This window comes from Nocardia sp. NPDC019323, assembly GCF_044389845.1.
GTDB lineage: Bacteria > Actinomycetota > Actinomycetes > Mycobacteriales > Mycobacteriaceae > Nocardia > Nocardia implantans.
On sequence record NZ_JBIRYN010000010.1, the window covers coordinates 70,238 to 93,494 of the forward strand.

The following is a 23,257-nucleotide window of genomic DNA, read 5'->3' on the forward strand; positions in this document are numbered from 1 at the left end:
CTTTCCGACGGTCGAGTGTTCCAGACGCAACGCGCCATAGCTGCTTCGGCCGCGCCGAACCGGACGACCGACTCGGCCGAGAACGAAAAGATAACTCGTCATCGAAATCCGTTCGACCCGACGAGCAATCATGGCTGCTCGGGGGCAGCGGGACGAATCACCCGAGACAGAACCCTGGCCGCCGTGCGGACAGTCGTTTCCGACCGGCACTCAGTAGCCTTCCGGCGAACCGTTCGGCGCCGCTTGCTGCACCGTCGCCCGCAGGTCGTGGCCGGAGACGCCGTGCCGTCCAGGCGGATGTTCGAACCGGCGGCGCCCGTCGGGAATGCAAGCGGCGGTCCCGTCACCCGGCAGGGAAAGGCACTCGGAGACGGCCGGGTAAGTCCCCTGGACGCGGTCTCCGGCGGAAGCGTCAGATCCTCGCGCGGCGGGCGCCGCGGCGCCGCGGACGCAGCTGATACAGGCGATACCAGGCCAGCGCCAGGAATATCGCTCCCAAACCGGCGACGACGCCCATATCGAGCAGCCAGGTGCCGATGGTGTGCTTCCACAGCGGGTCGGGCCCGCCGTCATGCGGCGCGAGAGTGTCGAGGTCGAGAGTCGCGGCTCCCGCGCCGAACCCCCAGCGGGCCGGTGCTATGTATGCCAGCTGCTCCAGAACGGGAGTGCCCGGCAGCCGTACCAGCCCGCCCGTGAGCACCAGTTGCGCCATGGACAGGACGATCAGCAGCGGCAGCGTCTTCTCCGACGTGTTCACGGTGACCGACACCAGCAGCCCCAGTGCCAGCGACGCGATGCCGAGCAGCGCCATCGCCACGATCAGCTCCAACTCGACCGAGGTGAACAGCCCTTTGGGCGGCATACTCACGCCGATGGTGCCGATCAACACCAACACCGCCGCCTGCAGTGTGGTGATCACGCCCAGCACCAGCAGTTTCGACATCAGGTAGACCCCCGCCGACAACCCTGCCGCGCGTTCTCTGCGATAGATCGTCTGTTCCTTGACGATCTCGCGGATCGAGTTGCCGGTGCCGACGAAGCACGCGGCGAAGGCCAGGACCATGAGCTTGGTCGGGGCATCGACGTTCGTGCCCGGCGGCCCGGTGAATCCCGCGCCCGAAGGCACCGCGGCGATCAAGCCGCCCAGCAGCAGCGGCAGCACGCCGAGCAACGCCAGATAGCTCCGGTCCGACGCGATCACCGCCAGGTAGCGCCGGCACAGCGTGCTGAGCTGGCTGAGTTCGGACTGCGGCGCAGGCGGTGGCGCCGGGGTGTGCACTTGCGCCGGGCCGACGTCATCGGTGAGACCGACCGCCACGTAGCGCTCGAAGCGTGGCGACGCCTCGAACTCACCGGCCCAGTCCCGGTCGTGCTCGCGATCGAACGCCTGGAACACCTCGGCCCAGTTCCCCGCGGCGAACTGCTGCAATCCTTCCGCTGGCGGCCCGTAGTAGGCCAGCCTGCCACCGGGCACCAGGACCAGCAGACGGTCGCAGGCGTCGAGATTCGCCACGCTGTGGGTGACGACGATGACCGTCCTCCCGTCGTGCGCCAGCTCCGACAGCATCTCCATGACCGTCTTGTCCAGGCCCGGATCGAGGCCGGAGGTCGGCTCGTCGAGGAACAACAGCGACGGTTTGGTCAGCAACTCCAGCGCGACGCTCACGCGTTTGCGCTGGCCACCCGAGAGCTGATCGATGCGAGTGTCGGCATGCCGCGCCAAACCGAGTTCCTCAAGCACCTCGTCGACCCGCTGTTCGCGCTCTTCCGGGCGCGTGTCACCGGGGAAGCGCAGCTCCGCCGCGTAGAGCAGGGCGCGCCGGGTGGGAAGCTGGTTGTGCAGGATGTCCTCCTGCGGGACCAACCCGATGCGATGGCGCAACTCGTCGTAATTCGCGTACAGGTCGCGGCCGTCGTAGCGGACCGTCCCCTCCGTGGCGGGCCGCAATCCCGTCACCGCGCCGAGCAGCGTCGACTTACCCGCGCCGCTCGGTCCGATGACGCCGACGAGCGAGCGCTCCGGGATGGGGAAGCCCACACCGTCGAGCAGCACTTTGCCCTCCGGTGTCCGCACGGTGAGGTTCTGCACCGAGACCGATACGTCACCGGTGTCGACGAACTCGCGCAGTTCGTCGCCGACCAGCCGGAAGGTCGTATGCCCCATCCCGATCAAGTCGTTCTCGGACAGATCGGCGGTATCGACACGGGCGCCGTTGACGTAGGTGCCGTTGTGGCTGTCGAGGTCGACGATCCGGTATCTGCCCGCGCCGATCGTCCGCAACTCGGCGTGCCGGCGGGAGACCATCAGATCGTGCGCGACGATGTCGTTGTCGGCGGAGCGTCCGATCCGCAGCGTCGGCGACGTTATCCGGACCACCGCGCTGGGGTGGTGCGCCGGGGGCGCGGAGCGCGACACCCGCCGCGACAGGCGCGGGTCGAACTTCGTAACCGTGGCTTCGTCGTCGAGGTCGTAGCCGGGATTCGGCACGATCATCGTGTCGCCGCCGGCATCGCCATCGGGCTCTTGGCCGGGTGGCGTCTCCACCGAACAGGCCAATTTCTCGCCGTCGACGGCGTGCCCGAGCTGGAACGTTTCGTCGTGATCGATCACCATTCGATCGACGCGGTGACCGTCGAAGAATGTGCCGTTGAGACTGTGCGCGTCCTCAATTTTCCAACCGTCCGCGCCACGCTCCAGAACGGCGTGCAAGGAGGAGACCCGCGGATCCGAGACGACGATATCGGCCGCCGGATCGCGACCGACGTTATATGCGCCCCCGGCGCGGAGCCGATAGACGCGTTCTCGCGTCTGCACCACGAGAACCGGCTCGGGGACTTCGGTGGAGGAAGAACCATCCGCCATAAAGGGAGTATACGACCGCGCGGCACGGTCACCGCAATAGTCGCGCGCACCTCGATCTTCCGCGCTGCGCGCCCTACCATCCCGAAAATGCCGCGTGACCAGCGCGAACAGGTGCGGGCGACAGAAGGCTGACCAGGCATTCCCCCAGCGGCCCCGCCTTGTCGTACGCAGAAAAGTGCCGAATCCGGGATTTGGATACGGAGCTTGCCGATGCGACCACCGAACCGGTGTACGCGAGGTCTCACTCCGTCTGGTTCTGATATTCCGTGTTCGATGCCGAGGTAGCGGTCCGCCGATCGGAGATTCAACATGCCGAATTCGACGGTATTCCAATTGATTCACAACACGCTCCCGCAATGCTCGACTGCCGCAATACGATTCGTTCCACAACGAAATGAATGTCTCGACGGGCAGTAGACGACTGGGCGAGCGCGCTCGCGCGCCACGGTGCGGCAGAGCGTCGTCGCACCATGCCTGTCGCAGCGATCCAGGCGACATGCCGTGGGAACAAACGGAAGCTATTGCGTGTTGTGCCTGATGCCGCTACTGTTGATGCGGTCTTCATCTTGTGGATGTAGGTGACACTTCCCTCCCGCAAGAGTCCACATTCGCCACGGCGATCTCGTAACCACAGCATGTGCGCACCGGATGGCTCCAGCACACCTCTGCGCATGCACCGAGCGCCATTCCCAGCAGGCGGCATTCCACGGCGACCCGCCACATCCATAACTTTCCCAGGAGAAACCCCATGCAGCGCAACACGAATCACACCGAAGACAACCCAACCAGGGCGAACCGCACAACGCCGGTCACCGGCATCCTCGACATCAACCACAACCACGCCACACTGCACGTCGACGGATATCTGCCCGGCCCGCACGACGCTCATGTGCCGACGCGACTGGTCCGCGAGTACGGCCTGCGTCGCGGCGATACCGTCACCGGCGTAGTCGGACCCAAACGTGAGGGCGCCGAACTCGCACCGCTGGTCCGAGTCGACCAGATCAACGGCCTGCCACCGCGCAATGCCGAGGCGCGACCGCACTTCGCCGACTTGGTTCCCATCTATCCGCAGGACCGGCTACGGCTGGAGACCGAGCCGCACGAACTCACCACGCGCGTCACCGATCTGGTCATGCCGATCGGCAAAGGCCAGCGCGCCTTGGTCGTCGCACCGCCCAAGGCGGGTAAAACCTCCGTGCTGCAATCCATTGCGCACGCCATCGCCAAGAACCATCCCGAATGCCAGCTCATGCTGGTACTGGTCGGGGAACGCCCGGAAGAGGTGACCGATCTGTCCCGCGCGGTGCCTGCCGAGGTCGCCGCCGCGACGTTCGACCAGCCCGCCCACGAGCACATCGCGCTCGCCGAACTGGCCATCGAGCACGCCAAACGCCTCGTCGAAATGGGCCATGACGTCGTTGTTCTGCTGGACTCGCTGACCCGGCTCGCCCGCGCCTACAACCTGGCCGCCGCCGGGTCCGGCCGCATCCTCTCCGGTGGTGTCGACGCCGGGGCGCTCGCGCCACCGAAGAAATTCCTCGGCGCCGCCCGCAATATCGAGCACGGCGGCTCACTCACGATCATCGCCACCGCCCTGGTCGAGACCGGCTCACTCGCCGACACCGTGATCTTCGAGGAATACAAGGGCACCGGAAACGCCGAACTGAAGCTCGATCGGCACCTGGCCGACCGGCGCCTGTTCCCCGCGATCGACATCGGCCGCTCGAGCACGCGCAAGGAGGAATTGCTGCTCACCGCCGACGAGCTCACCGCCACGCGATCCCTGCGCAAGACCCTCGCGGGCCGCGACCCGCAGCAAGCGCTCGAACTGCTGTTGACCGGTCTCCGGCAGACCGGAACGAACCCGGAATTCCTGACCCAGATCCGCAACGCGGGCTGAGAACGACGGCCGAGTTACCGTCCGCGCTCGGCCGAGCTGCCGCCAGTGCTCGATGACCTTCCGCACGATCGAGAGGGGCGGCGAATTGCTGTGGATCGTCTCGGAAGAGCTGAGACTCGGCCCGGCGCAGTCATCACTCCTGCGCCTGATCGAGCATGGTGAGGTAGGCGTCGAGCTGGGCCGCACCGGCGAGAAGGTTGCGGCTGCGCGCGGTCAACCGAGACTGCCAGGAGTCCAGAAAAGTGCGCAACGGGTCCGCGCCGCCCGCCTCGCGCAGTGCCTCGATGAATCGCGCGACCTGGGAGAGCCGGTAGCCGCCTCGGCGCAACTGACGTGCGATCTCGGCATCGCGAACGCAGTCCGGTCCGTATTGGCGGTAACCCGTCGCCCGATCGCGTTCGGGGCGCAGGATCCGATGGGTCTCCCACGTGCGCAAGGTCGCCGGGTGCACGCGGATGCGGCGCGCGAGTTCGCCCACGGTCAGCGGCCGACCCTGGAGAGGAGCCGGTGTCGCGGTGGACAGGCTGCCCAGCGCCTGCGCGACCTCGGTGCGGGTGTCACGTTCGGCGAGCAATGCGACGTGCGCGGCGTCGATCAGCCGGTAGACCGACTCGGTGTCGCCGCGGTTGGCCGCGCGCATGATTTCCATCGCCTGCTGGTGCCCGTGTCCGCCGCGCAACGCGAGAAAGGCCCGTAAGGCCTGGGCGTGCAGAAGGGTGTAGCGCCGGTAGCCGGCCTCGCTGCGTTCGGTCGGCGGAAGGATGCCCGCGTCGTCGTAATTGCGGATCGCCTGTGCCGACAGCCCGTGTTCCCGGGCGAGGTCGATGGGACGCAGCTTGCACCTCCGATTGAGGATCTATCTCTTGCACGTATTGGTCGAGCCAACCACCCGCCGCAGCCTGTTCCCGGCACCGGCCATACGCGCCGTGCTACCGCCGATCGGCGATCTCCCAGACCACATCCCGGCTTATCCCGGCCGACTCGAACGGCGACGCGGTGTCCTCATCGCCGACACAGCGACTGCACATCGCAGCGTGCAGCCCGTGACGCCTACTCTCCGGTGACCTGACGACCGCGAGATACCTCGCGAACGCCAGCAGGACAGCCACCGTCGAGTGCTCACTAAGGGGTGTGGTCGGCGAGATAGTGTGCGGCGAGGATGTCACCGAGACGGATGGTCTGATCGATGAGACCGGGAATATCGATCGCGACTGCGCCCGCCCGCCACGCGCTCGTCAGTTCCACGAACCCGCCGACAGCCATCAATGCCGTGCGATGGAACTCCTCGCGGTCGACACCGGCGCGCAGATACGGCTCGAGGCCCGTCGCCAGCAAGTCGGCAGCGAGTAGTACCAGGTCGTGGCGGCGACGTTCGAGTATCGCGCTGCCTGCGTGATCACCGAACAGAACCTGGCTTCGCCGAGGATCCTCGGCGAAGCGCAGCACCACCGCCTCGACCGCGCGATGCAGTATCTCCAGCGGCGGCGAATCGCGGCGGTCGCCGATCGCGGCGGTCAGGGTGTCGGTCGTCTCGTCCCGCACGTGGTCCCAGGCCGCGGCGAGCAATTCCTCCCGATCGGCGAAACTTTCGCGGAAGTACCGATCGTTCAAGCCCGCCCGCGCGCAAACGCTGCGCAGGCTGACCGCGGCCCAGCCACTGTCGGCCCAGATATCGATCGCGGCGTCGATCAGCCGTTCCCGGCGCGCGGCGCGGCGCGCCTCGACGGTCCGGCCGCCCCAGGTCGATGCGCTGGTCATGACTCCATCTTGACAAGCCCGCGCGCGGTGCGCGTCAATTGGTGACAGATCGTCACCAATTGATGGCGAGCCGGATCTCGCGAACCTTCGCAGCGCCGCGAAAGGACACCACATGAACGCAGCACTCCGCCGCAGGTTCGAGCAGTACGCCGCCGACCTGGCGGATCGCTATCCAGCCCGGACGACAGCGCTCGCCGAGCCCCCGCCGGGGAGCGGCCTGCTCGCGGTGCTGGGAGATCCGGGGGCGCCGTTGATCGGACATTCACTGCGCGTCTATAGCGACCCACTCCTGTGGGCGCGCAACGCATTCGAGAAGTACGGCGAGGTGTCCTGGACGAGTATCTACGGCCGTCGCGCGGTCAGTGTGCTCGGCCCCGCCGCGCTGGAGGTGGTCTGGAGCAACAAGGACAAGGTCTTCTCCAGCGAGAAGGGCTGGGAGTACTGGATCGGGCCGTTCTTCCGGCGCGGGATCATGCTGCTCGATTTCGATGAGCACCTGCATCACAGGCGCATCATGCAGCAGGCGTTCACGCGACCGCGGCTGATCAGTTACCTCGACCTGATGCGACCGGGAATCGTGCGGGAACTCGACTCTTGGCGCCCCGGGTCGGCATTCCGCTTGTACGACAACGTGAAACAGATGCTGCTGCATCTCGCGACCGAGGTCTTCGTCGGCGCGAAGCTCGGGCCGGAGGCGCAGCGGTTGGAGCACGCGTTCGAGCGCACCGTGGTCGGCGGGCAGGCCCTGATCCGGACCTCGGCGCCAGGCGGCAAATGGTCACGCGGTCTGCACGGCCGGAAAGTGCTGGAACAGTACTTCCGCGCCCAGCTGCCGGCCAAACGAGCGAGCGAAGGCTCCGATCTGTTCAGCGTGCTGTGCCACGCCACCAGCGACACCGGCGAGACCTTCACCGACGACGACGTGGTCAACCACATGATCTTCGTCCTGATGGCGGCCCACGACACCAGCGCCGTCGCACTGTCCATGCTCACCTATCTGCTCGGCAAGAATCCGCACTGGCAGCAGCGGCTGCGCACGGAGGCGATCGCGCTGGGCAAGGATCACCTCGACTACGAAGACCTGGACCGGCTGCCGTCGCTGGACCTGGCGTTCAAGGAAACGTTGCGCATGTACGCGCCCGCGGGCGTGCTGATGCGCCGCACGCTCGCGGACACCGAAATCCTGGGCCGCTACATTCCGGCCGACACCGACATCATCATCGGCGCATACCCCTCCATGCGGCTGGCCCGCTGGTGGCCCCACCCGGACGAATTCGATCCGGAACGCTTCGCCGAGCACCGGCGCGAGGACCGAGTTCACCGGTACGCCTGGTCGCCCTTCGGCGGCGGCGCGCACAAGTGCATCGGCCTGCACTTCGGAGGCATGACCGTGAAGTCGATCATGCACCGAATGCTGCTGCGGTACGAATGGACCGTCCCCGCCGACTACCACGTACCGCTCACCTGGGGCACCGGCCCCACCCCCGACGACGGCCTGCCGATCGACCTGCGCCCTCGACACGCCCACATCTCGAAGTTCTCGGCAGCATGAAGAACCGGATCGGCGTCGCACCGCTGGGCGGTCACGCGAAATGTGCCGCTTACTGCCCCCGGTGATGGGCGTGGTGGATGCCGATCTCCCCGATCGAGCCGCTCGCTTCGCCGCCGGGCCTCGGGTCCGAAGGCGAAGCGGGTAGCCCGACGCCCCCATGGCATCGACAGGGAACGCTTCACTCCGTGCGGCCAGGCAGGCGCTTGGCTTCCGATCTCAAACAGCACTCGCGGAAGCTGTGACGGAAGCTGCGCGTCAGATCGGACTACGCATCGAGGTCGCCAGCCGGACGGTCCGTAGGTGGGAGTCCGCGAATCCGCCGTGGCCACATCCCGACCACGCGGCGGCACTGGAAGCACTCTTCAAGCGGCCGGTTACCGAGTTGGGGTTCTCACCACCGTGGACGGAAGCGGAAAGCAATTCACGTGCAGGTCAGAGGCTCGCGGAGAGGCACGCACTTCCGTTTGCGCACAGAGGTTTCGGCACAGCCGCATCACTCCTGCCAGCTTCGGTCGCGAAGGAATTCGCCGCGATCACAGCGTCCCATCGCCACCTGTACTGGTCGACCCCAGCGGCCCGCCTGCACCGTCTGGTCGCCGATCATGCTCAGTTCGGCCTCGAACTCTTGCCGCGAATATCGGGCACGGCCAAGACGGTTCTGGGACGGGCCGTCTCGGAATCGAGTCTTCTGGCCGGGCGCTTGGGATTCTTCGATCTACAACAGCCCGAACTCGCGCATCCGAGTCTCGTACTCGCCCTTCAAGCTGCGCACGAAGCCGGAGATTCGCTTCTCGGCGCGGCCGCGCTCGCGCACATGGCATTCGCCCCAGCGTTCTCTGGCGACCAATCTCGCGCCGAGGAGGCTCGGGAACGACTGCGTGCCGCAAGGGCTTTTGCGAGCAGGGGTAACGCGAACTCCGAGACGATGGCTTGGCTGGACGCTGTCGAGGCGGAGGTCGAGACTCGGCTCGGTGATCCACGCCGGGCGCTTGCCCTGATCCATCACGCCGAGAAGATCTACAGCGAACACGACAGCAGCTCAGATCCGTCACCTGAGTGGTTCGACTGGTTTTCTCCAGTCAGGCTCGCAGGCTTCAAAGGAAACACGCTGATCCTCGCCGGCCGAGGCCGTGAAGCTCGCGAGACCCTGGAGGAAGTACTCAGCGCCCTACCCGATGCGGATGCGAAGCAAAGGTCGATCTATCTCGCCGACGCGGCCGCCGCAGCCGTGCTGGAGAAGAACCCCGAGCTGGCGTGCCGATACCTCGAGGAAGCGTTGGATCTACTCGCGAGCAACTGGTATGCGACTGCGCTGGATCGAATCAAGGCCGTGCGTCAAACGCTCACACAGTGGGATTCCTTGCCCTCGGTCCGAGACCTCGATGCCCGATTGTACGACTGGCACACGACCGTCAATTCTCTGGTCGGCTAACCGGCGGAATTCTCTGCCACCACGATATTCGCCAGTTCGTTGAGGTCGCTGATCTGCCAATCGGACAGATCAGCGACTTCCTTCTTGTCGCGGTAGATCCACCCCCAAGGACCCCTCAAGAGGTAGGCCGTCCGCATTCCGGCTCGTTTCGCGGGAGCCACATCGTTGTCGATGCGGTCACCCACGTAGATGATCTCTTCCGCTGGTCGGCCCGCCGCCTCGACGACCTTGGCGAAAAACTCGAGCGAAGGTTTTTGCACACCCCAGTCATCAGAGGTAGCGATGAAGTCGGCGGGCAGGTCCAGCCCCCGGAGCAAAGTCCCCGCGCGCACTGTTTGATTCCCGGCGATCCCAACCAAAACTCCCATCTCGCGCAGCTTCGACAACGCGGGCCGCACATCGGGATAGAGGTCATCCTCACCGAACCACTCAGCCTGCCCCGCGTCAGCTCGTGCTTGCCGTTCCTCGTCCAGATCGAACCCAGGACGGAAGATTTGGAACGTCTCGCGGTAGTCGAGACCGGTTGCGATAACAGCTCCGAACGCCGCCGCGAACGTATGCCTGGGCACGCCAAGCCAGTCCGCCCAGGTTCCATACTCCCGAGTCTCGTCGACCAGAGTCTCTCCGACATCAAAGACAACTGCGGCAATCACCCGCCAACTGTACCTTGCTGTCTCGACCGATTCACGATGCCCTCAAAAACCTCGGGCGAACGCGATGACCAACCACTGCATCTTTCTGCAGAGCACTCTACTGTGGCGGACGAGTAACCGCATTGTGCGCCGCCAACGCCAGACTAATGGACTTATGATTACCTATGAAAACGCAATATCGCTGACGGCACCCCCCACCGTAACAAGATCCTTCTTACCCGGCCAGGCCGGGTACCAACTGGCAGATATTGGACTACAACTATCTAGACCGCGTCGGTCTGCACGAGGTTTGCCCTAGGCGCCAAAACTTACGCTGACCACTAAACTATTACTTGACAGATGCAACTCCGCTCAACACATCCTCAAGAGGAAGCAATCCAGATAAGTCATCATACCTCTTGGCATTCGTGTAAGCGAGAGCGGTTCCTATATGCGTAACTCCAACAAATTTATCCAGAGAATCCCACCAAGAACTTACACGTGCCACCGCAGGAAGTCGATCGACTATATCCGTCTTCATCGTCTCAATACATGCGGCGTCTACATTGTCCAACATGTCGAAATGCTTTTCGATTGCAGGCCACTTCCCTTCATCTAACGGCAAATCTGCTGCGGCGAAGAATTTTCGGATATGTTCTATTGCCTGCGCTTTTGACTGGAAATCATAGCGATAGTATCCATCCTTATATGAATGCGGGATTATCAGACTCGCATCTACGCCAACACCAATCAGGGCCGCAAGCTTCTGTGAATCTTCGGCAATCTCATCCTCTGTCATTCCTTGGCACACCCATCCGGGCCGTTGCTTTAATAAAAATTCTAGGAACTCGTGGAACTTCAGAGTGCGATCTTTACGTACAAGATTAAGAGCATCCAAGTGCTCGATCCACCACTCGCCCCCAGGAAGCGAATCAGGAAAGAGGCTTGAATACGATGATTCAAGAGTTTGCAACGCTACATTGGGATTCTTCGAACTCGGAGTAGTAGAACCGATAAACCACAGGGCAGTCAGGCCGCGCAGAGCTATCTCGTCGACAAGGTCCACAATCTCGATGGCTCGAACGATTGCCGCCTTTGCGGCACTGACACCGCTCAAGGCACGCTCCGCAAGAAGATTCGCTAGTATGTCATAGTCGCTCTCCCTGTCGGTCTGAGCCGCGCTTATCTGAGCCTTCTGAAATGCGGATATAAATGACGGCTCGCCAAAGATATCAAGGAGCTCCAGCGCGGTTAATTTTGCAATTATCTTCCGGTCCGCCGATTCGATTCGCCGACTGGCCTTGAGCCGAGCTTCAGCAACAAACTTCTCCCGGACCGCAATCTCGGCCTGAACCCGAGCAATCTCCGTTGCACGCTCTTCTGTAACTCCTACGTACTGATTCTCAATGTACGTTTGACTTGAGTTGTCTCCAGCGCGCTGACTACTCTTACTGGCCATCGTTGGAAACGATATTTCCACTACCAGTCATATTCTGATTTGCATTGTCGCGCGCTTTCTGGCTCTGCCGAATTGTCCGGATACCAACACGGTAACCGACGAAACCGCCCGCGCCACCCCCCAGCAGCATCCCAACGAGTAAAGTTCCGATTCCTTCAAAAACCCAATCCACCCGACACCCTCCGTTTCAGGCAAAATTTTCTGACGATGCAGCCTACCCCACTCTGCATGTCTACCGATGGTAATTCGGCTCTCCGCTCTCCCTTATACGCCAGACGGCATAGCCAAGACCATGCGCTCAATCCGACTAATAGCAGCCGACTGGCCGCACGGCGACTCCTCAGTCCGCACTGACTTGTATTCCGACCGCATCCCAGCCGACGGGATAGCGCAACGGCCATGTGTACTACTTCTTCGCAGAGGGTCAGACATTGAAACGGAACTCGACCACGTCGCCGTCGGCCATGACGTAGTCCTTGCCCTCCATGCGGACCTTGCCCGCGGCCTTGGCGGCGGCCATGGAGCCCGCTTCGACGAGGTCGTCGAAGGCGACGACTTCGGCCTTGATGAAGCCGCGTTCGAAGTCGGTGTGGATGACGCCTGCGGCCTTCGGGGCGGTGTCGCCCTGGTGGATGGTCCAGGCGCGGGCTTCTTTCGGGCCTGCGGTGAGGTAGGTCTGCAGGCCGAGGGTGTGGAAGCCGGCGCGGGCCAAGGCGTGCAGGCCGGGTTCGGTCTGGCCGATGGATTCGAGGAGTTCGGTGGCGGATTCCTCGTCGAGTTCGAGCAGTTCGGCTTCCACCTTGGCATCGAGGAAGACGGCGTCGGCGGGAGCGACGGAGGCTTTCAGCTCGGCGACCTTCGCCTCGTCGGTGAGCACGGACTCGTCGGCGTTGAAGACGTAGAGGAAGGGCTTGGTGGTGAGCAGCGAGAGCTCTTTCAGCAGCTCGGTGTCCACCTTGTCGGCCGCGGCGAACAGGGTGGTGCCGTTGTCGAGGATCTCCTGCGCGGCCTTGGCGGCGTCGGCGACCGGCTTGCGGTCCTTCTTGACCTTGGCTTCCTTCTCCAGCCGCACGACCGCCTTCTCCAGGGTCTGCAGGTCGGCGAGGATGAGTTCGGTCTCGATCACCTCGATGTCGGCGCCAGGGTCGACGCGGCCGTCGACGTGCACCACGTCGTCGTCGGCGAACACCCGCACCACCTGGCAGATGGCGTCGGCCTCGCGGATGTTGGCGAGGAATTTGTTGCCCAGGCCCGCACCCTCGGAGGCGCCCTTCACGATGCCGGCGATGTCGACGAACGACACGGTGGCGGGCACGATCCGCTCGGAGGAGAAGATCTCGGCCAGCTTGTTCAGCCTCGGATCGGGCAGCGGGACAACGCCGACGTTCGGCTCGATGGTCGCGAACGGGTAGTTCGCGGCGAGCACGTCATTCTTCGTCAACGCATTGAACAGCGTCGACTTTCCGACGTTCGGCAGACCGACAATTCCCAAGGTGAGACTCACGAGGAACAGAGTCTACGCGGCACCCAAACCCCGCTCCCCCGCGAGTGGCACATGGTGGAGCGGCTACTCGCACTTCGCCGCAGCCATGTGCCACTCGCGGCCGGTCTCAGGGGATGAGGACGACTTTGCCGAGGTTGGCGTGGGCTTCGATGGTGGCGTGGGCGGTGGCGGCGTCTTCGAGGGGGTACGCGGCGTGCACGGCGGGGCGTAGTTGGCCGGAGGCGAAGTACTGCCAGAGTTCTTGGCGCCAGTGGTCGTAGGTGTCCGGCTGGGTTCTCGCGATGCGGGCCATTTGGAAGCCGATGACGGATTTCGCGCCGGCGAGCAGGTCGTAGGCCTGGATGACGCCGCCGCCGGAGCTGTAGGCGACCAAACGGCCGCCGGGGGCCAGCGCGGCGAGGGCGGGGGAAAGCAAGTCGCCGCCGACGGCGTCGAGCACGTAGTCGACGGGGGCGCCCCAGGATTCCTGGCCGTACTCGACTACCTCGTCGGCGCCGAGTTTCTGCACGAACTCCGCCTTCGCCAGATCCGACACCGCGCCGACCACCCGCGCCGCACCGCGCACCCGCGCCAACTGGACCGCGAGGTGGCCGACGCCACTCGCGGCGGCGGTGATCAGGGCGGATTCGCCTTCCCGCGGGTTTGCGGCACTGAGCGCGCCGAGCGCGACCAGGCCGCTACGCACCAGCGCGACCGCGTCGACGGCCGACGCCCCGTCCGGAATCGGCGACGCCATGGCCGCCGAGAGCAGGGCGTAGTCGGCGTAGCCGTGACCGAACACGAGACCGGTCACGCGATAGCCGGGCGTGTATCGATCGACGCCCTCGCCCACCGCGACCACCTCACCCGCGACCTCGCCGCCCAACGCGATCGGTTCGCGCTGCTCGCGCACCTTCCGCACCACCGGCAGGGTCACCCCGACCGCCTCGACGCGAACCAGGAGCTCACCCGGCCCCGGCGTCGGCACTTCGACCGAGACGAGCTCGAGCACCTCGGGACCACCGCTGCGCTCGTACTGCACCCGCCGCATCACACCTCCAGATTTCCGTCAGAAGGCGCAACGGTATCCGGATCGCGGCAGGTGATCACAGTCAACTACACGCTGTAGTGGTACATCTCACCGCTGCTCGGAACCGGCGGAGAGCTTCCGGGTCGGATTCGGTCCAGCCCCACCGGCGCACCAGGACCAACCCGCACCGATCCGCCGAAGAGTTCGTCACCAGAGGAGAGCCGCGGGAACGAGTTCCGTCCAGCCCCAGCGGCGCACAGGGGGACAGAATTCGACACCGTTCGTCCGGCGCGACACTCGCGCAGCCGACGTGACCACTGGTCCGCGCCGGATCGAAGAAAAATCGGCGGACGCGCCGAGACCACGGAGCGCAACCGCGCCGAGTCAAGTTCGGCCCGCTCCGCAGGCAATCGCACTTCAGCCGGAGACATCATCAGCACACGAGCCGAGACCAGAAATCAACGTCCGCGCCAATCCGCGAGCGAGGTCGTCCGGAGCAGGCGCCGCGCCTGCACCGGACTCGTAGTAGCGCAGAAACGCCTGATGGAAGCAGGTGCCGTCGAGCATGGAGGCCGCCGTCAGCACGTCGGCGTCGGCAGCGACGCGGCCGAGGTCGCGCTCGGCACGCAGATACTCGGCGATGTTCGCGATGGCGTGGCCGGGTCCCGCACCATGGCGGCGCATAGAGTCGCGGTGGGCCGCCATCCGCTGCGGCTGCGCCAGCAAGCCCCCGAGCAATGGGAGGGATTGCTGGTAGAAGCTCAATGCATCGCGGGCCATGGCCGTGAGGTTGTCTTCCACGGTGGACTGTCCTGGCTCGGGCCGCGCCGCCGCCGGATCGGGCATCCGATGCCGGAGGACATTCAGAATGATGTCCTCCTTGTCGCTGAAGTGCTTGTACAACGCCGCCTCCGAGTAGCCGGCGACTTTGGCGATCTCCTTCGTCGTGGCGTGGACGACACCGCGGTCGCGCATGATCTCCGCGGCCGCGTCGAGTATTCGATCGCGCGTTCCCATTCCGGCTCCCGGTTGACAGGTTAGTGATTACTCACCATCCTAAGTTAGTAAGTACTCACCAACTTGGAGAAGCTATGCACCTGACTGTTTTCGGGGCGACGGGCAACACCGGCGCGCGCGTCGTCACGCGGGCACTGGCAGCAGGGCACGAAGTCACGGCGGTGACACGTGGTCCGCAATCACTGCCCGACCACCCCGCACTGCGTGTGGTCGTAGCCGACGTCATGAAGCCAGCCGACATCGTCGCGGCGCTGCACGGCGCGGATGCCGTGATCGACACCATCGGTTCGCGGGAAAAGGGCGCCACTTCCGTCTGCGCCGACGCCGCCCGCTCCATCGCGGACGCTATGGCGACCGCCGGGGTGAAGCGGCTGGTCATCGTCAGCAACAGTGCCCGAATCGCCGGACCCGGCGACGACTGGTTCACCCGTTTCCTGGTGAAGCCACTCATCCTGCGCCCGCTGTTGCGCCACAGCCTGGCCGACATGGCCGCAGCCGAGCGCGTGGTCCGCGACTCGGCGCTGGACTGGACGATCGTGCGCGCACCGCAGCTCACCGACAACGCGGCGAAGGGCTCCTACCGCACCGCGGTGGAACGCAACGTGCTGTTCGGCGTCCGCGTCACCCGCGACGACCTGGCCGCCTGTTTGCTCGACTCGGTCACCGACGGATCAGCGATCCGCAAGCATGTGAACGTCGCGAACTGATCGACGCCGCTTCATCTGTCGGTCCCCCGGCGTAGCGTGACCGCATGGAGCCGACCACGGAGGTGATGACGGCGCGTCCGGCGCCCGCGCTCGCGGGGTTCATCGACCGGTACCTCGGTTATCGCATGGCCGGATTCTCGGCGGGGATCCATCGGGGGCTGCCGTCGCGGCACATGACCTTCATCGTCGCGATCGGGCCGACGATCGACGTGGTCGAACAGACCGATTCGCGTCAGTCGCCGCAGAACTACCGGTGCGTGCTGAGCGGCCTGCAAGCGAGCACGGCACTGATCGCGCACGGCGGTTATCAGGAAGGCGTGGCCGTATCGCTCACGCCGCTCGGTTGCCGCATCTTGTTCGGCATGCCCGCGGCGGCACTGTGGGACACGTCGGTCGAGTTCGCCGACGTGGTGGGACCGGTCGGATCGGAGCTGTGGGAGCGATTGCAGTACGCGCCGAGCTGGCCGGAGCGTTTCGGTGTCTGCGATCGGGTGCTCTCGGCGCTGGCCGACCCGGACCGCGCGGTCGGTCCCGAACTCACCCGGGCGTGGCGTGCGGTGGTCGGTTCCGGCGGCGGGATCGCGGTCGGTTCGCTGGCCGATGAGATCGGCTGGACCAGACAGCATCTGACGCGCCGGTTCCATCGCGAGTTCGGCCTCAGCCCCAAGCTGGCGGCCCGGATCACCCGTTTCGAGCGGGCGCGCCGGATGCTCGCCCACACGCCGTCCTACGTCACCATCGCCCAGGTGGCCGCCGCCTGCGGGTATTACGACCAGGCTCATCTGGATCGCGACTTCGCCGATCTCGCCGGGACGAGCCCGACCGCGTGGCTGGCCGAAGAGGTTACATCCGTCCAAGCCCCGGACGAGTCCGCCGGATGACGATGAACGCATGACGAATCCGACAGAAACCAGCACCCGCACCGCCGTCTGGCCCACGCTCACCTTCCGCGATGCCCGCGCGATGGCCACCTTCCTGGTCGAGGCGTTCGGCTTCCGGGAGGCCGCGATCTACCCTCGCGAGGACGATCCGTCGATCATTGAGCACGCGGAACTGCGCTGGCCCCTGGGCGGCGGAGTGATGTTCGGCTCCGCGGGCAAGGACGACAGCCCGTTCAGCACCCGCCCGACCGGCACCGACTCGGTCTACCTCGTCTGCGAGGACCCCGACGCGCTGTTCGCCCGCGCCACTGCCGCAGGCGCCGAAGTCGTCCGTGGCCTGCGCGACGAAGATTACGGCTCACGCGGCTTCACGGTGCGCGACCCGGAAGGCAACCTCTGGAGCTTCGGCACCTATTGGGGCGCTTGATCGCGGCGGCATCCCCTTGCACCGCGCGGCCGCGGCCTGGCGACGACCTTCGCCCGGCCGCGGCACCGCGCCGATGAGACGTCGTTCGCGACCTCGCGCCTGGACGCAACGAACCGAAGCCACCCGCTCACCGCCCACCGAACCCCGACATCGCGATGCCGCGGATGAACGCGCGCTGGGCTATCGCATAGATCAGCAGCAACGGCAGCAGGATGACGATGGCGGCGGCCATCAGGATCGGCCACTGGGTGTGGTACTGGCCTTGCAGGCGGATCAGGCCCAGTGTCGCGGTGGCGACGTCCTCGCGCTGGATCATGACCAGCGGCCAGAGGAAGTCGTTCCACACGGTGATCCAGGTGAGCACGGCGAGCACCATCAGGGCCGGACGGGTGTGCGGCAACAAGACCCGCCAATAGACCTGCCAGGTGGAGCAGCCGTCGAGGATGGCGGCCTCCTCGAGTTCCTCGGGCAGCGTGCGGAAGAACTGCCGCATCAGATAGGTGCCGAACGCGCTGCCGAACAGGCCGGGCACGATCATCGCCCACGGGGTGTCCACCCAGCCGAATGCCCGCATCAGCAGGAACTGCGGGATCACCGTCACGGTCAACGGCACCATCAGCGTCGCGAGATAGGCGAGGAACAGCACATCGCGCCCGCGAAAACGCAAGCGGGCGAAGGCGTAACCGGCCAGCGAGCAGCAGAAGACCTGCCCCGCCGTCACGCACAACGCGTAGACCGTGGTGTTGAGCAGCATCCGCCCCATCGGCAGCAGTTCGAAGACCTTCCCGTAGTTCGACCACTGCGGCCGGTGCGGAAGGAACGTCGCGTCGGCCATCTCGCCGTCCCGCTTCAGCGAGCCGGACACCGCCCACAGGATCGGCAACAGGGCGCACCACGCGATGCCGACCAGCACCGCGTATATCGTGGTCCCGCGCACGACTCGCCGCACGATCGCCCGATCGACCCGACCGGCCGCGACGGACACCCGGTCGCGCCGCACCGGCAGCGCGCGCCGCACCATCTGGTAGGTGTTCACTGTTCCACCTCCGAACGCCGGGCCATCCGCAGTTGCACCAGTGTCAGCAGGAACAGGATCGCGAAGATCACCCAGGCGAGCGCGGAGGCGTACCCGACCTCGTAGAAGCCGAAGGCGTTCTGGAACAGCATGATCCCCAGCAGGTAGGTGCCCGTCTCCGGTCCTCCGTTGCCGCCGGTCAGCGCGTAGGCCTGGTCGAAGGCCTGCACCGAATTGATGATCGTGATGATGAAGACGAACGACAGCGGCCCACGGATCAGCGGCACGGTGATCGCGAAGAAGCGCCGCAGCGCCCCGGCCCCGTCGATCTTCGCGGCCTCGTAGAGCGTCTCCGGCACGCCCTGCATGGCGGCGAGCAGGATGACCGTCGCGAACGGCACGCTCTTCCACACGGTGACGATGCTGAGCGAGACCAGCGCCCAGTCCGGGTCGGTCAACCAGGGCACCGCGTCGATGCCGATCCAGCCGAGCGCGACGTTCAGCAGCCCGTCATCGGTGAACAGGAACCGCCACACCACGGCCATGGCGACCGCCGAGGCGACCAGCGGCAGGAAAGCGATGGTGCGGAATAGGCCGATACCGGCCAGCTTTCGATTCAGCGCGGCGGCGACCGCGAGTCCGATCACCACCGTTGGCACCAAGGTCAGCAGCGTGAATACGGCCGTGTTACGTAATGCGATGAGAAACAGAGGGTCCGACGTGAACAGCCGCCGGTAGTTGTCCACACCGACAAATCGCATGGCGCCGAACAGGTCCCACGAATGAAAACTCAGATAGAGCGAAAAGGCCAACGGGAACAACAAGAAAACCGCGACGGCCGCCACATTCGGCGCGACGAATGCCCAACCGGCCCGTTCCCGCCGCCGCGCCAATCCGGACGCGACTCCCGCTTTGCCCGGTGTTTGCGATTGCCGCGCTCCTGTCATGGCGTCTCCAGCAGCGCGTCGACGTCGGAGGCGAAACGCCCGTCCAAGGACGCGGCGGTGGCGGCGCCGCGAAGCACTCGGTTGGAACCGCGTTCGAGCAGGGCGGAGACCTTTCCCCAAGCCGGGGTGACCGGCAACGGACGGGAATTGGCCGGACCGGAGGTGAACACCTCGAGATTGCGGATCTCGCGGTGCGCGGCGGCGAAACCTGGGGAGTTCATCGCGGACTGCAGCACCGGGACGAACAGCCCGGACGCGGCGATGATCGCCTGCCCCACTGGTCCGGTCGCGAATTTGACGAACTCCCAAGCCTGTTCGACGCGCGGGCTGTCCGCGGCGATGGCCAGCCCGGTACTGCCGACATCGGTGATGGCGCCTGGACCGCCGTGCGGGCCGACCGGCAGCACGGTGACGTCGATCGGGAGATCGGCGTGCCCGGCGAACTCCGAATACAACCAGTGCCCGCCCAGCGCCATTGCCGCCCGGCCGCGCCGGAACAGGTCGGGGGCCGAGACGGAGATCGTGTCGGCGGCCTTCGGCGCCACGCGATGGCGTACGGCGAGGTCGGCGTAGAACTGGAAGCCTTCGGCGAACCGAGGATCGCCCAGATTGGTCCTGGTCGGGTTCACCGAGGGCGAGAACCATTCGGCGCCGTTGTTCATGCCGAAACAGGCCGCTGAGAAGTACGGCACCCAGGCGTCCGCGAAGCCCCATCGGGTCCGAGCCGAGTCGTGCCTGGTCAACGCCTCGGCCGCGGCCAGGAACTCGTCGAACGACCAGGCGTCGCGCCAGCGCGCGGGCGCGGTGATCCCGGCTTCGTCGAACAGTGCCCGGTTGTAGTACAGGAACACTCCTGACCACTGCTCGGGCAGGGCGTACTGCCCGCCCGCGTACGTGAAGGTGTCGTACAGCGCCGGGTAGCTGTCGGCGCGCAGTTCGGCGGCGTATCGCGGATCGCGGGCGAGCAGCGTGTTCAGATCCAGCAGCACGCCGCGCTCGGCCAGCCCCGCGTAGGTCAGTTCCCACGCCATCAGCACGTCCGGGCATTTGCCGCCCGCGCAGTAGGTGAGCATCTGCTGCAGCGGGTCAGGCCCCGACATGATGGTGCGAATCCTGATGTCGGGGCGGCGCTTCCGGAACTCGTCGATGATCTTCAGCCGCACCCGCGCCTCTTCCGGCCTGGCCTGGAAGAAGAAGGTCAGCGCGTCGTCATCGGAGCCGCAGCCGCCGCAGGCCAGCAGCGGCGCGGCCAGCGCCGAGCCGAGCAGCGTCCGGCGACGGAGCCGGGCGACGGGATTCGCACGCAACACAGCCCTCCTCCGGGGCGGATGTGGAGCTCATCGAACCGCATGGCAGCATACGTTCGGCAATCAGGTGGTGACGGCCGACACATGAACAATATTTCACGGTGCTCGTCCGGCGTCCGGAATCGGCACGACGGCGATCGCCGATCGGTTACGTTGTCACGTGTTTGAGCAAGATCCTGCGCGTTTTACAGGAGAGTAGGCAGATGGCGACAATCGAATATCTGCGGACCGATCCCGATCTGCCGCCCGTCGGCGTGGTCGACAAGTCCCCGATCACACCGGCCAAGAAATTGATCTTCGCGGGGATCGCCGTTCTCGGCGCCATAGCGTGGGCGGTGCTCGCCATCTCGCGCGGCGAATCGGTGAACGCGGTGTGGATCGTGATCGCGGCGGTGTGCACCTACATCATCGCGTATCGGTTCTACGCCAGGTTCATCGAACGCAAGATCGTCAAACCGCGCGACGACCTGGCCACGCCCGCCGAAATCCTGGAGAACGGCAAGGACTACATGCCGATGGACCGGCGGGTGCTCTACGGGCACCACTTCGCCGCCATCGCGGGCGCGGGTCCGCTGGTCGGTCCGGTGCTGGCCGCGCAGATGGGCTACCTGCCGGGGACCATCTGGATCGTGGTCGGCGTGGCGCTGGCCGGCGCCGTGCAGGACTACCTGGTGCTGTGGGTCTCGATGAAGCGGCGCGGGCGCAGCCTGGGTCAGATGGCCCGCGACGAGCTGGGCGTGATCGGCGGCTGGTCGGCCATCGTCGGCGTGCTGGTGATCATGATGATCCTGCTCGCGGTGCTCGCGCTGGTGGTCGTCAACGCGCTCGCGCACAGCCCGTGGGGCGTCTTCTCGATCGGCATGACCATTCCGATCGCCCTGTTCATGGGTGTGTACCTGCGGTTCCTGCGGCCGGGCAAGGTCGGCGAGGTCTCCGTGATCGGGTTCGCCCTGCTGCTGCTGTCCATCGTGGGCGGCGGCTGGGTGTCGGAAACCGAGTGGGGCGCGGACTGGTTCACGCTCTCGCCGGTGACCATCTCCTGGCTGCTGATCGCCTACGGTTTCGTCGCCTCGGTGCTTCCGGTGTGGCTGCTGCTGGCCCCGCGCGACTACCTGTCGACGTTCATGAAGGTCGGCACGATCGTGCTGCTCGCGGTCGGCATCCTGGTCACGCTGCCGGTGCTGCACGCGCCCGCCGTCTCGTCTTTCGCCTCCAGCGGCACGGGGCCGGCCTTCGCGGGTTCGCTGTTCCCGTTCCTGTTCATCACCATCGCTTGCGGCGCGCTGAGCGGCTTCCACGCGCTGGTCTCCTCCGGCACCACCCCGAAGTTGCTGGAGAAGGAATCCCACGCGCGGATGATCGGCTACGGCGGCATGCTGATGGAGTCGTTCGTCGCGGTCATGGCGATCATCACCGCTTCGATCATCGACCAGCACCTGTACTTCGCGATGAACGCGCCGCTCGGTCTCACCGGCGGCACCGCGGAGAAGGCCGCGGCCTACACCAACGGCCTCGGACTCAGCGGTCCTGCGATCACCCCGGCGGAACTGAGCCAGGCCGCGAGCGATGTGGGCGAGTCATCGATCATCTCCCGCACGGGCGGCGCGCCGACGCTGGCGATCGGCATCTCCGAGGTGTTCCACCAGTTCCTGGGCGGCGCGAGCATGAAGTCGTTCTGGTACCACTTCGCGATCATGTTCGAGGCGCTGTTCATCCTCACCACGATCGACGCGGGCACCCGGGTGGCGCGGTTCATGCTCTCCGACGCGCTGGGCAACTTCGGCGGTGCGGCGCGGAAGTTCCGTGATCCGTCCTGGCGGGTTGGCGCGTGGCTGTGCTCGGCCGTCGTGGTCGGCGCGTGGGGCTCGATCCTGCTGATGGGCGTCACCGATCCGCTGGGCGGCATCAACACGCTGTTCCCGCTGTTCGGCATCGCCAACCAGCTGCTCGCGGCCATCGCGTTGACCGTGGTGCTGGTGATCGTGGTGAAGAAGGGCCTCGCGAAATGGGCTTGGATTCCGGCGATCCCGCTGGTCTGGGATCTGCTGGTGACCATGACCGCCTCCTGGCAGAAGATCTTCTCCGCCGACCCGAAGCTGGGCTACTGGAAGCAGCACAGCATCTGCCAGGCCGCGCAGGACGCCGGGAAGCTGTGCCTGACGGCGAAGACCCAGGACGATATGAACGCGATCGTGCGTAACACTTTCATCCAGGGCACGCTGTCGATCGTGTTCGCGGTGCTGGTGCTGATCGTGGCGGTGGTCGGCGCGCTGGTGGCCTTCCGCGCCTGGCGCTCCGGGGAGACGACGACCACCGAGACGCCGGAGGAGCCGTCGAAGATCTTCGCGCCCAGCGGGTTCGTCGCCACCGCCGCGGAGAAGGAAGTCCAGAAGCAGTGGGACGAGTTGATCGCGGCCGGGAAGGTGCGCCCCTCCGGCGCGGCCCACGTCCACGCGCAATGAGCGACTCCGCGCAGCCGGGTGCCGATCGGTCCGCGCGACCGGTCGGCGCGCGGCTGCGCGCCGTGGCCCGCGCCTGCGGCGGCGGTGTCCGCGCGGGCCTCTGGTGGTTCAACTCGATCCTGGGCGGACAGGACTACCAGCGCTACGTCGAGCACCTGCGGCGCAGGCATCCCGGCCGCGCCATCCCGACCGAGCGGGAGTACTGGCGGCAGCGGCATGCCGAGGCGGATCGCAATCCGGCCAACCGGTGCTGCTGAGCGAAAGAATTCTCGGCGCGCGTCGCCGCAGGCCGATTTGGTAGTTGCCACAGCCGCTGCCCGGGCAGCGGCTGTGCGATGTCATACCCGTCGTGCGAGGTCGCGACCACCACCAGCAGTGGTGG

General features: G+C 65.8%; 18 protein-coding genes and 1 pseudogene. 8 read left to right on the forward strand and 11 right to left on the reverse strand.

Features of this window, described 5'->3' with window-relative positions; all coding sequences use genetic code 11:
* Positions 1 to 412 precede the first annotated feature (412 nt).
* Positions 413 to 2,863 (reverse strand): FHA domain-containing protein, encoded by a 2,451-nt coding sequence (locus ACH49X_RS28770; RefSeq protein ID WP_195082588.1) that lies wholly within the window; start codon positions 2,861 to 2,863, stop codon positions 413 to 415.
* Between the two features lie 736 nt (positions 2,864 to 3,599).
* Between ACH49X_RS28770 and ACH49X_RS28775 the strand changes: the two are divergent.
* A pseudogene (locus ACH49X_RS28775) lies at positions 3,600 to 4,766 on the forward strand (transcription termination factor Rho, short form); the annotation flags it as partial.
* Positions 4,767 to 4,899: 133 nt separating this feature from the next.
* On the opposite strand, the gene ACH49X_RS28780 reads toward ACH49X_RS28775, so the two are convergent.
* Positions 4,900 to 5,601, reverse strand: a complete 702-nt coding sequence (locus tag ACH49X_RS28780) for a MerR family transcriptional regulator (RefSeq protein ID WP_357208333.1) — start codon at positions 5,599 to 5,601, stop codon at positions 4,900 to 4,902.
* A gap of 287 nt (positions 5,602 to 5,888) precedes the next feature.
* Positions 5,889 to 6,524, reverse strand: coding sequence for a TetR/AcrR family transcriptional regulator (locus tag ACH49X_RS28785; protein WP_195082586.1), 636 nt, complete (start codon positions 6,522 to 6,524; stop codon positions 5,889 to 5,891).
* A gap of 112 nt (positions 6,525 to 6,636) precedes the next feature.
* Here ACH49X_RS28785 and ACH49X_RS28790 point away from each other — a divergent pair, with 112 nt between their 5' ends.
* Together ACH49X_RS28790 and ACH49X_RS28795 are read left to right on the forward strand one after the other, a co-directional pair.
* Entirely contained in the window at positions 6,637 to 8,076 is a 1,440-nt protein-coding gene (locus ACH49X_RS28790; protein ID WP_357208301.1) for a cytochrome P450, read from the forward strand.
* A gap of 238 nt (positions 8,077 to 8,314) precedes the next feature.
* Positions 8,315 to 9,508 carry a hypothetical protein gene (locus tag ACH49X_RS28795; RefSeq protein WP_357208298.1) on the forward strand — a complete coding sequence of 398 codons (1,194 nt, stop codon included), beginning with the start codon at positions 8,315 to 8,317 and terminating at the stop codon, positions 9,506 to 9,508.
* Here ACH49X_RS28795 and ACH49X_RS28800 read toward each other — a convergent pair.
* From ACH49X_RS28800 to ACH49X_RS28820, 5 genes are all read right to left on the reverse strand, one after another.
* Positions 9,505 to 10,161, reverse strand: a complete 657-nt coding sequence (locus tag ACH49X_RS28800; protein WP_195082583.1) for an HAD family hydrolase — start codon at positions 10,159 to 10,161, stop codon at positions 9,505 to 9,507. The two genes, ACH49X_RS28795 and ACH49X_RS28800, sit on opposite strands and share 4 nt — an antisense overlap.
* 328 nt (positions 10,162 to 10,489) lie before the next feature.
* On the reverse strand, positions 10,490 to 11,599 hold the full coding sequence (locus ACH49X_RS28805; RefSeq protein ID WP_357208295.1) for an LPO_1073/Vpar_1526 family protein: 1,110 nt from the start codon (positions 11,597 to 11,599) through the stop codon (positions 10,490 to 10,492).
* A gap of 424 nt (positions 11,600 to 12,023) precedes the next feature.
* Positions 12,024 to 13,103 (reverse strand): redox-regulated ATPase YchF, encoded by a 1,080-nt coding sequence (gene ychF, locus ACH49X_RS28810; protein ID WP_195082577.1) that lies wholly within the window; start codon positions 13,101 to 13,103, stop codon positions 12,024 to 12,026.
* Between the two features lie 106 nt (positions 13,104 to 13,209).
* Positions 13,210 to 14,133, reverse strand: a complete 924-nt coding sequence (locus ACH49X_RS28815; protein WP_195082576.1) for a zinc-binding alcohol dehydrogenase family protein — start codon at positions 14,131 to 14,133, stop codon at positions 13,210 to 13,212.
* 396 nt (positions 14,134 to 14,529) lie between these two features.
* Positions 14,530 to 15,129: a TetR/AcrR family transcriptional regulator gene (locus tag ACH49X_RS28820; RefSeq protein WP_195082575.1), complete on the reverse strand. Its 600-nt coding sequence runs from the start codon at positions 15,127 to 15,129 to the stop codon at positions 14,530 to 14,532.
* A 74-nt stretch (positions 15,130 to 15,203) separates the two neighbouring features.
* Here ACH49X_RS28820 and ACH49X_RS28825 point away from each other — a divergent pair, with 74 nt between their 5' ends.
* Genes ACH49X_RS28825 through ACH49X_RS28835 form a run of 3 tightly spaced genes read left to right on the forward strand, consistent with a single transcriptional unit; the run spans position 15,204 to position 17,144 of the window.
* Positions 15,204 to 15,836: an NAD(P)-dependent oxidoreductase gene (locus ACH49X_RS28825; protein WP_195082574.1), complete on the forward strand. Its 633-nt coding sequence runs from the start codon at positions 15,204 to 15,206 to the stop codon at positions 15,834 to 15,836.
* A 44-nt stretch (positions 15,837 to 15,880) separates the two neighbouring features.
* The gene (locus ACH49X_RS28830) at positions 15,881 to 16,717 is read left to right on the forward strand and encodes a helix-turn-helix domain-containing protein (protein ID WP_357208292.1); all 837 of its coding nucleotides are present in this window, start codon (positions 15,881 to 15,883) and stop codon (positions 16,715 to 16,717) included.
* Positions 16,718 to 16,727: 10 nt separating this feature from the next.
* Positions 16,728 to 17,144 carry a VOC family protein gene (locus ACH49X_RS28835; protein ID WP_195082572.1) on the forward strand — a complete coding sequence of 139 codons (417 nt, stop codon included), beginning with the start codon at positions 16,728 to 16,730 and terminating at the stop codon, positions 17,142 to 17,144.
* Between the two features lie 127 nt (positions 17,145 to 17,271).
* Here ACH49X_RS28835 and ACH49X_RS28840 read toward each other — a convergent pair whose 3' ends face one another.
* From ACH49X_RS28840 to ACH49X_RS28850, 3 genes are read right to left on the reverse strand one after another with little or no spacing between them, the layout of a single operon-like run.
* The gene (locus ACH49X_RS28840) at positions 17,272 to 18,165 is read right to left on the reverse strand and encodes a carbohydrate ABC transporter permease (RefSeq protein WP_357208330.1); all 894 of its coding nucleotides are present in this window, start codon (positions 18,163 to 18,165) and stop codon (positions 17,272 to 17,274) included.
* Positions 18,166 to 18,176: 11 nt separating this feature from the next.
* Entirely contained in the window at positions 18,177 to 19,052 is an 876-nt protein-coding gene (locus tag ACH49X_RS28845; RefSeq protein ID WP_357208327.1) for a sugar ABC transporter permease, read from the reverse strand.
* Positions 19,053 to 19,102: 50 nt separating this feature from the next.
* Positions 19,103 to 20,413, reverse strand: coding sequence for a sugar ABC transporter substrate-binding protein (locus ACH49X_RS28850; protein WP_195082570.1), 1,311 nt, complete (start codon positions 20,411 to 20,413; stop codon positions 19,103 to 19,105).
* Positions 20,414 to 20,616: 203 nt separating this feature from the next.
* Between ACH49X_RS28850 and ACH49X_RS28855 the strand changes: the two genes are divergently transcribed.
* Together ACH49X_RS28855 and ACH49X_RS28860 are read left to right on the forward strand one after the other, a co-directional pair.
* Positions 20,617 to 22,875, forward strand: a complete 2,259-nt coding sequence (locus ACH49X_RS28855; RefSeq protein ID WP_195082569.1) for a carbon starvation CstA family protein — start codon at positions 20,617 to 20,619, stop codon at positions 22,873 to 22,875.
* A gap of 62 nt (positions 22,876 to 22,937) precedes the next feature.
* Positions 22,938 to 23,132, forward strand: a complete 195-nt coding sequence (locus ACH49X_RS28860) for a YbdD/YjiX family protein (protein ID WP_323124607.1) — start codon at positions 22,938 to 22,940, stop codon at positions 23,130 to 23,132.
* Positions 23,133 to 23,257 lie beyond the last annotated feature (125 nt).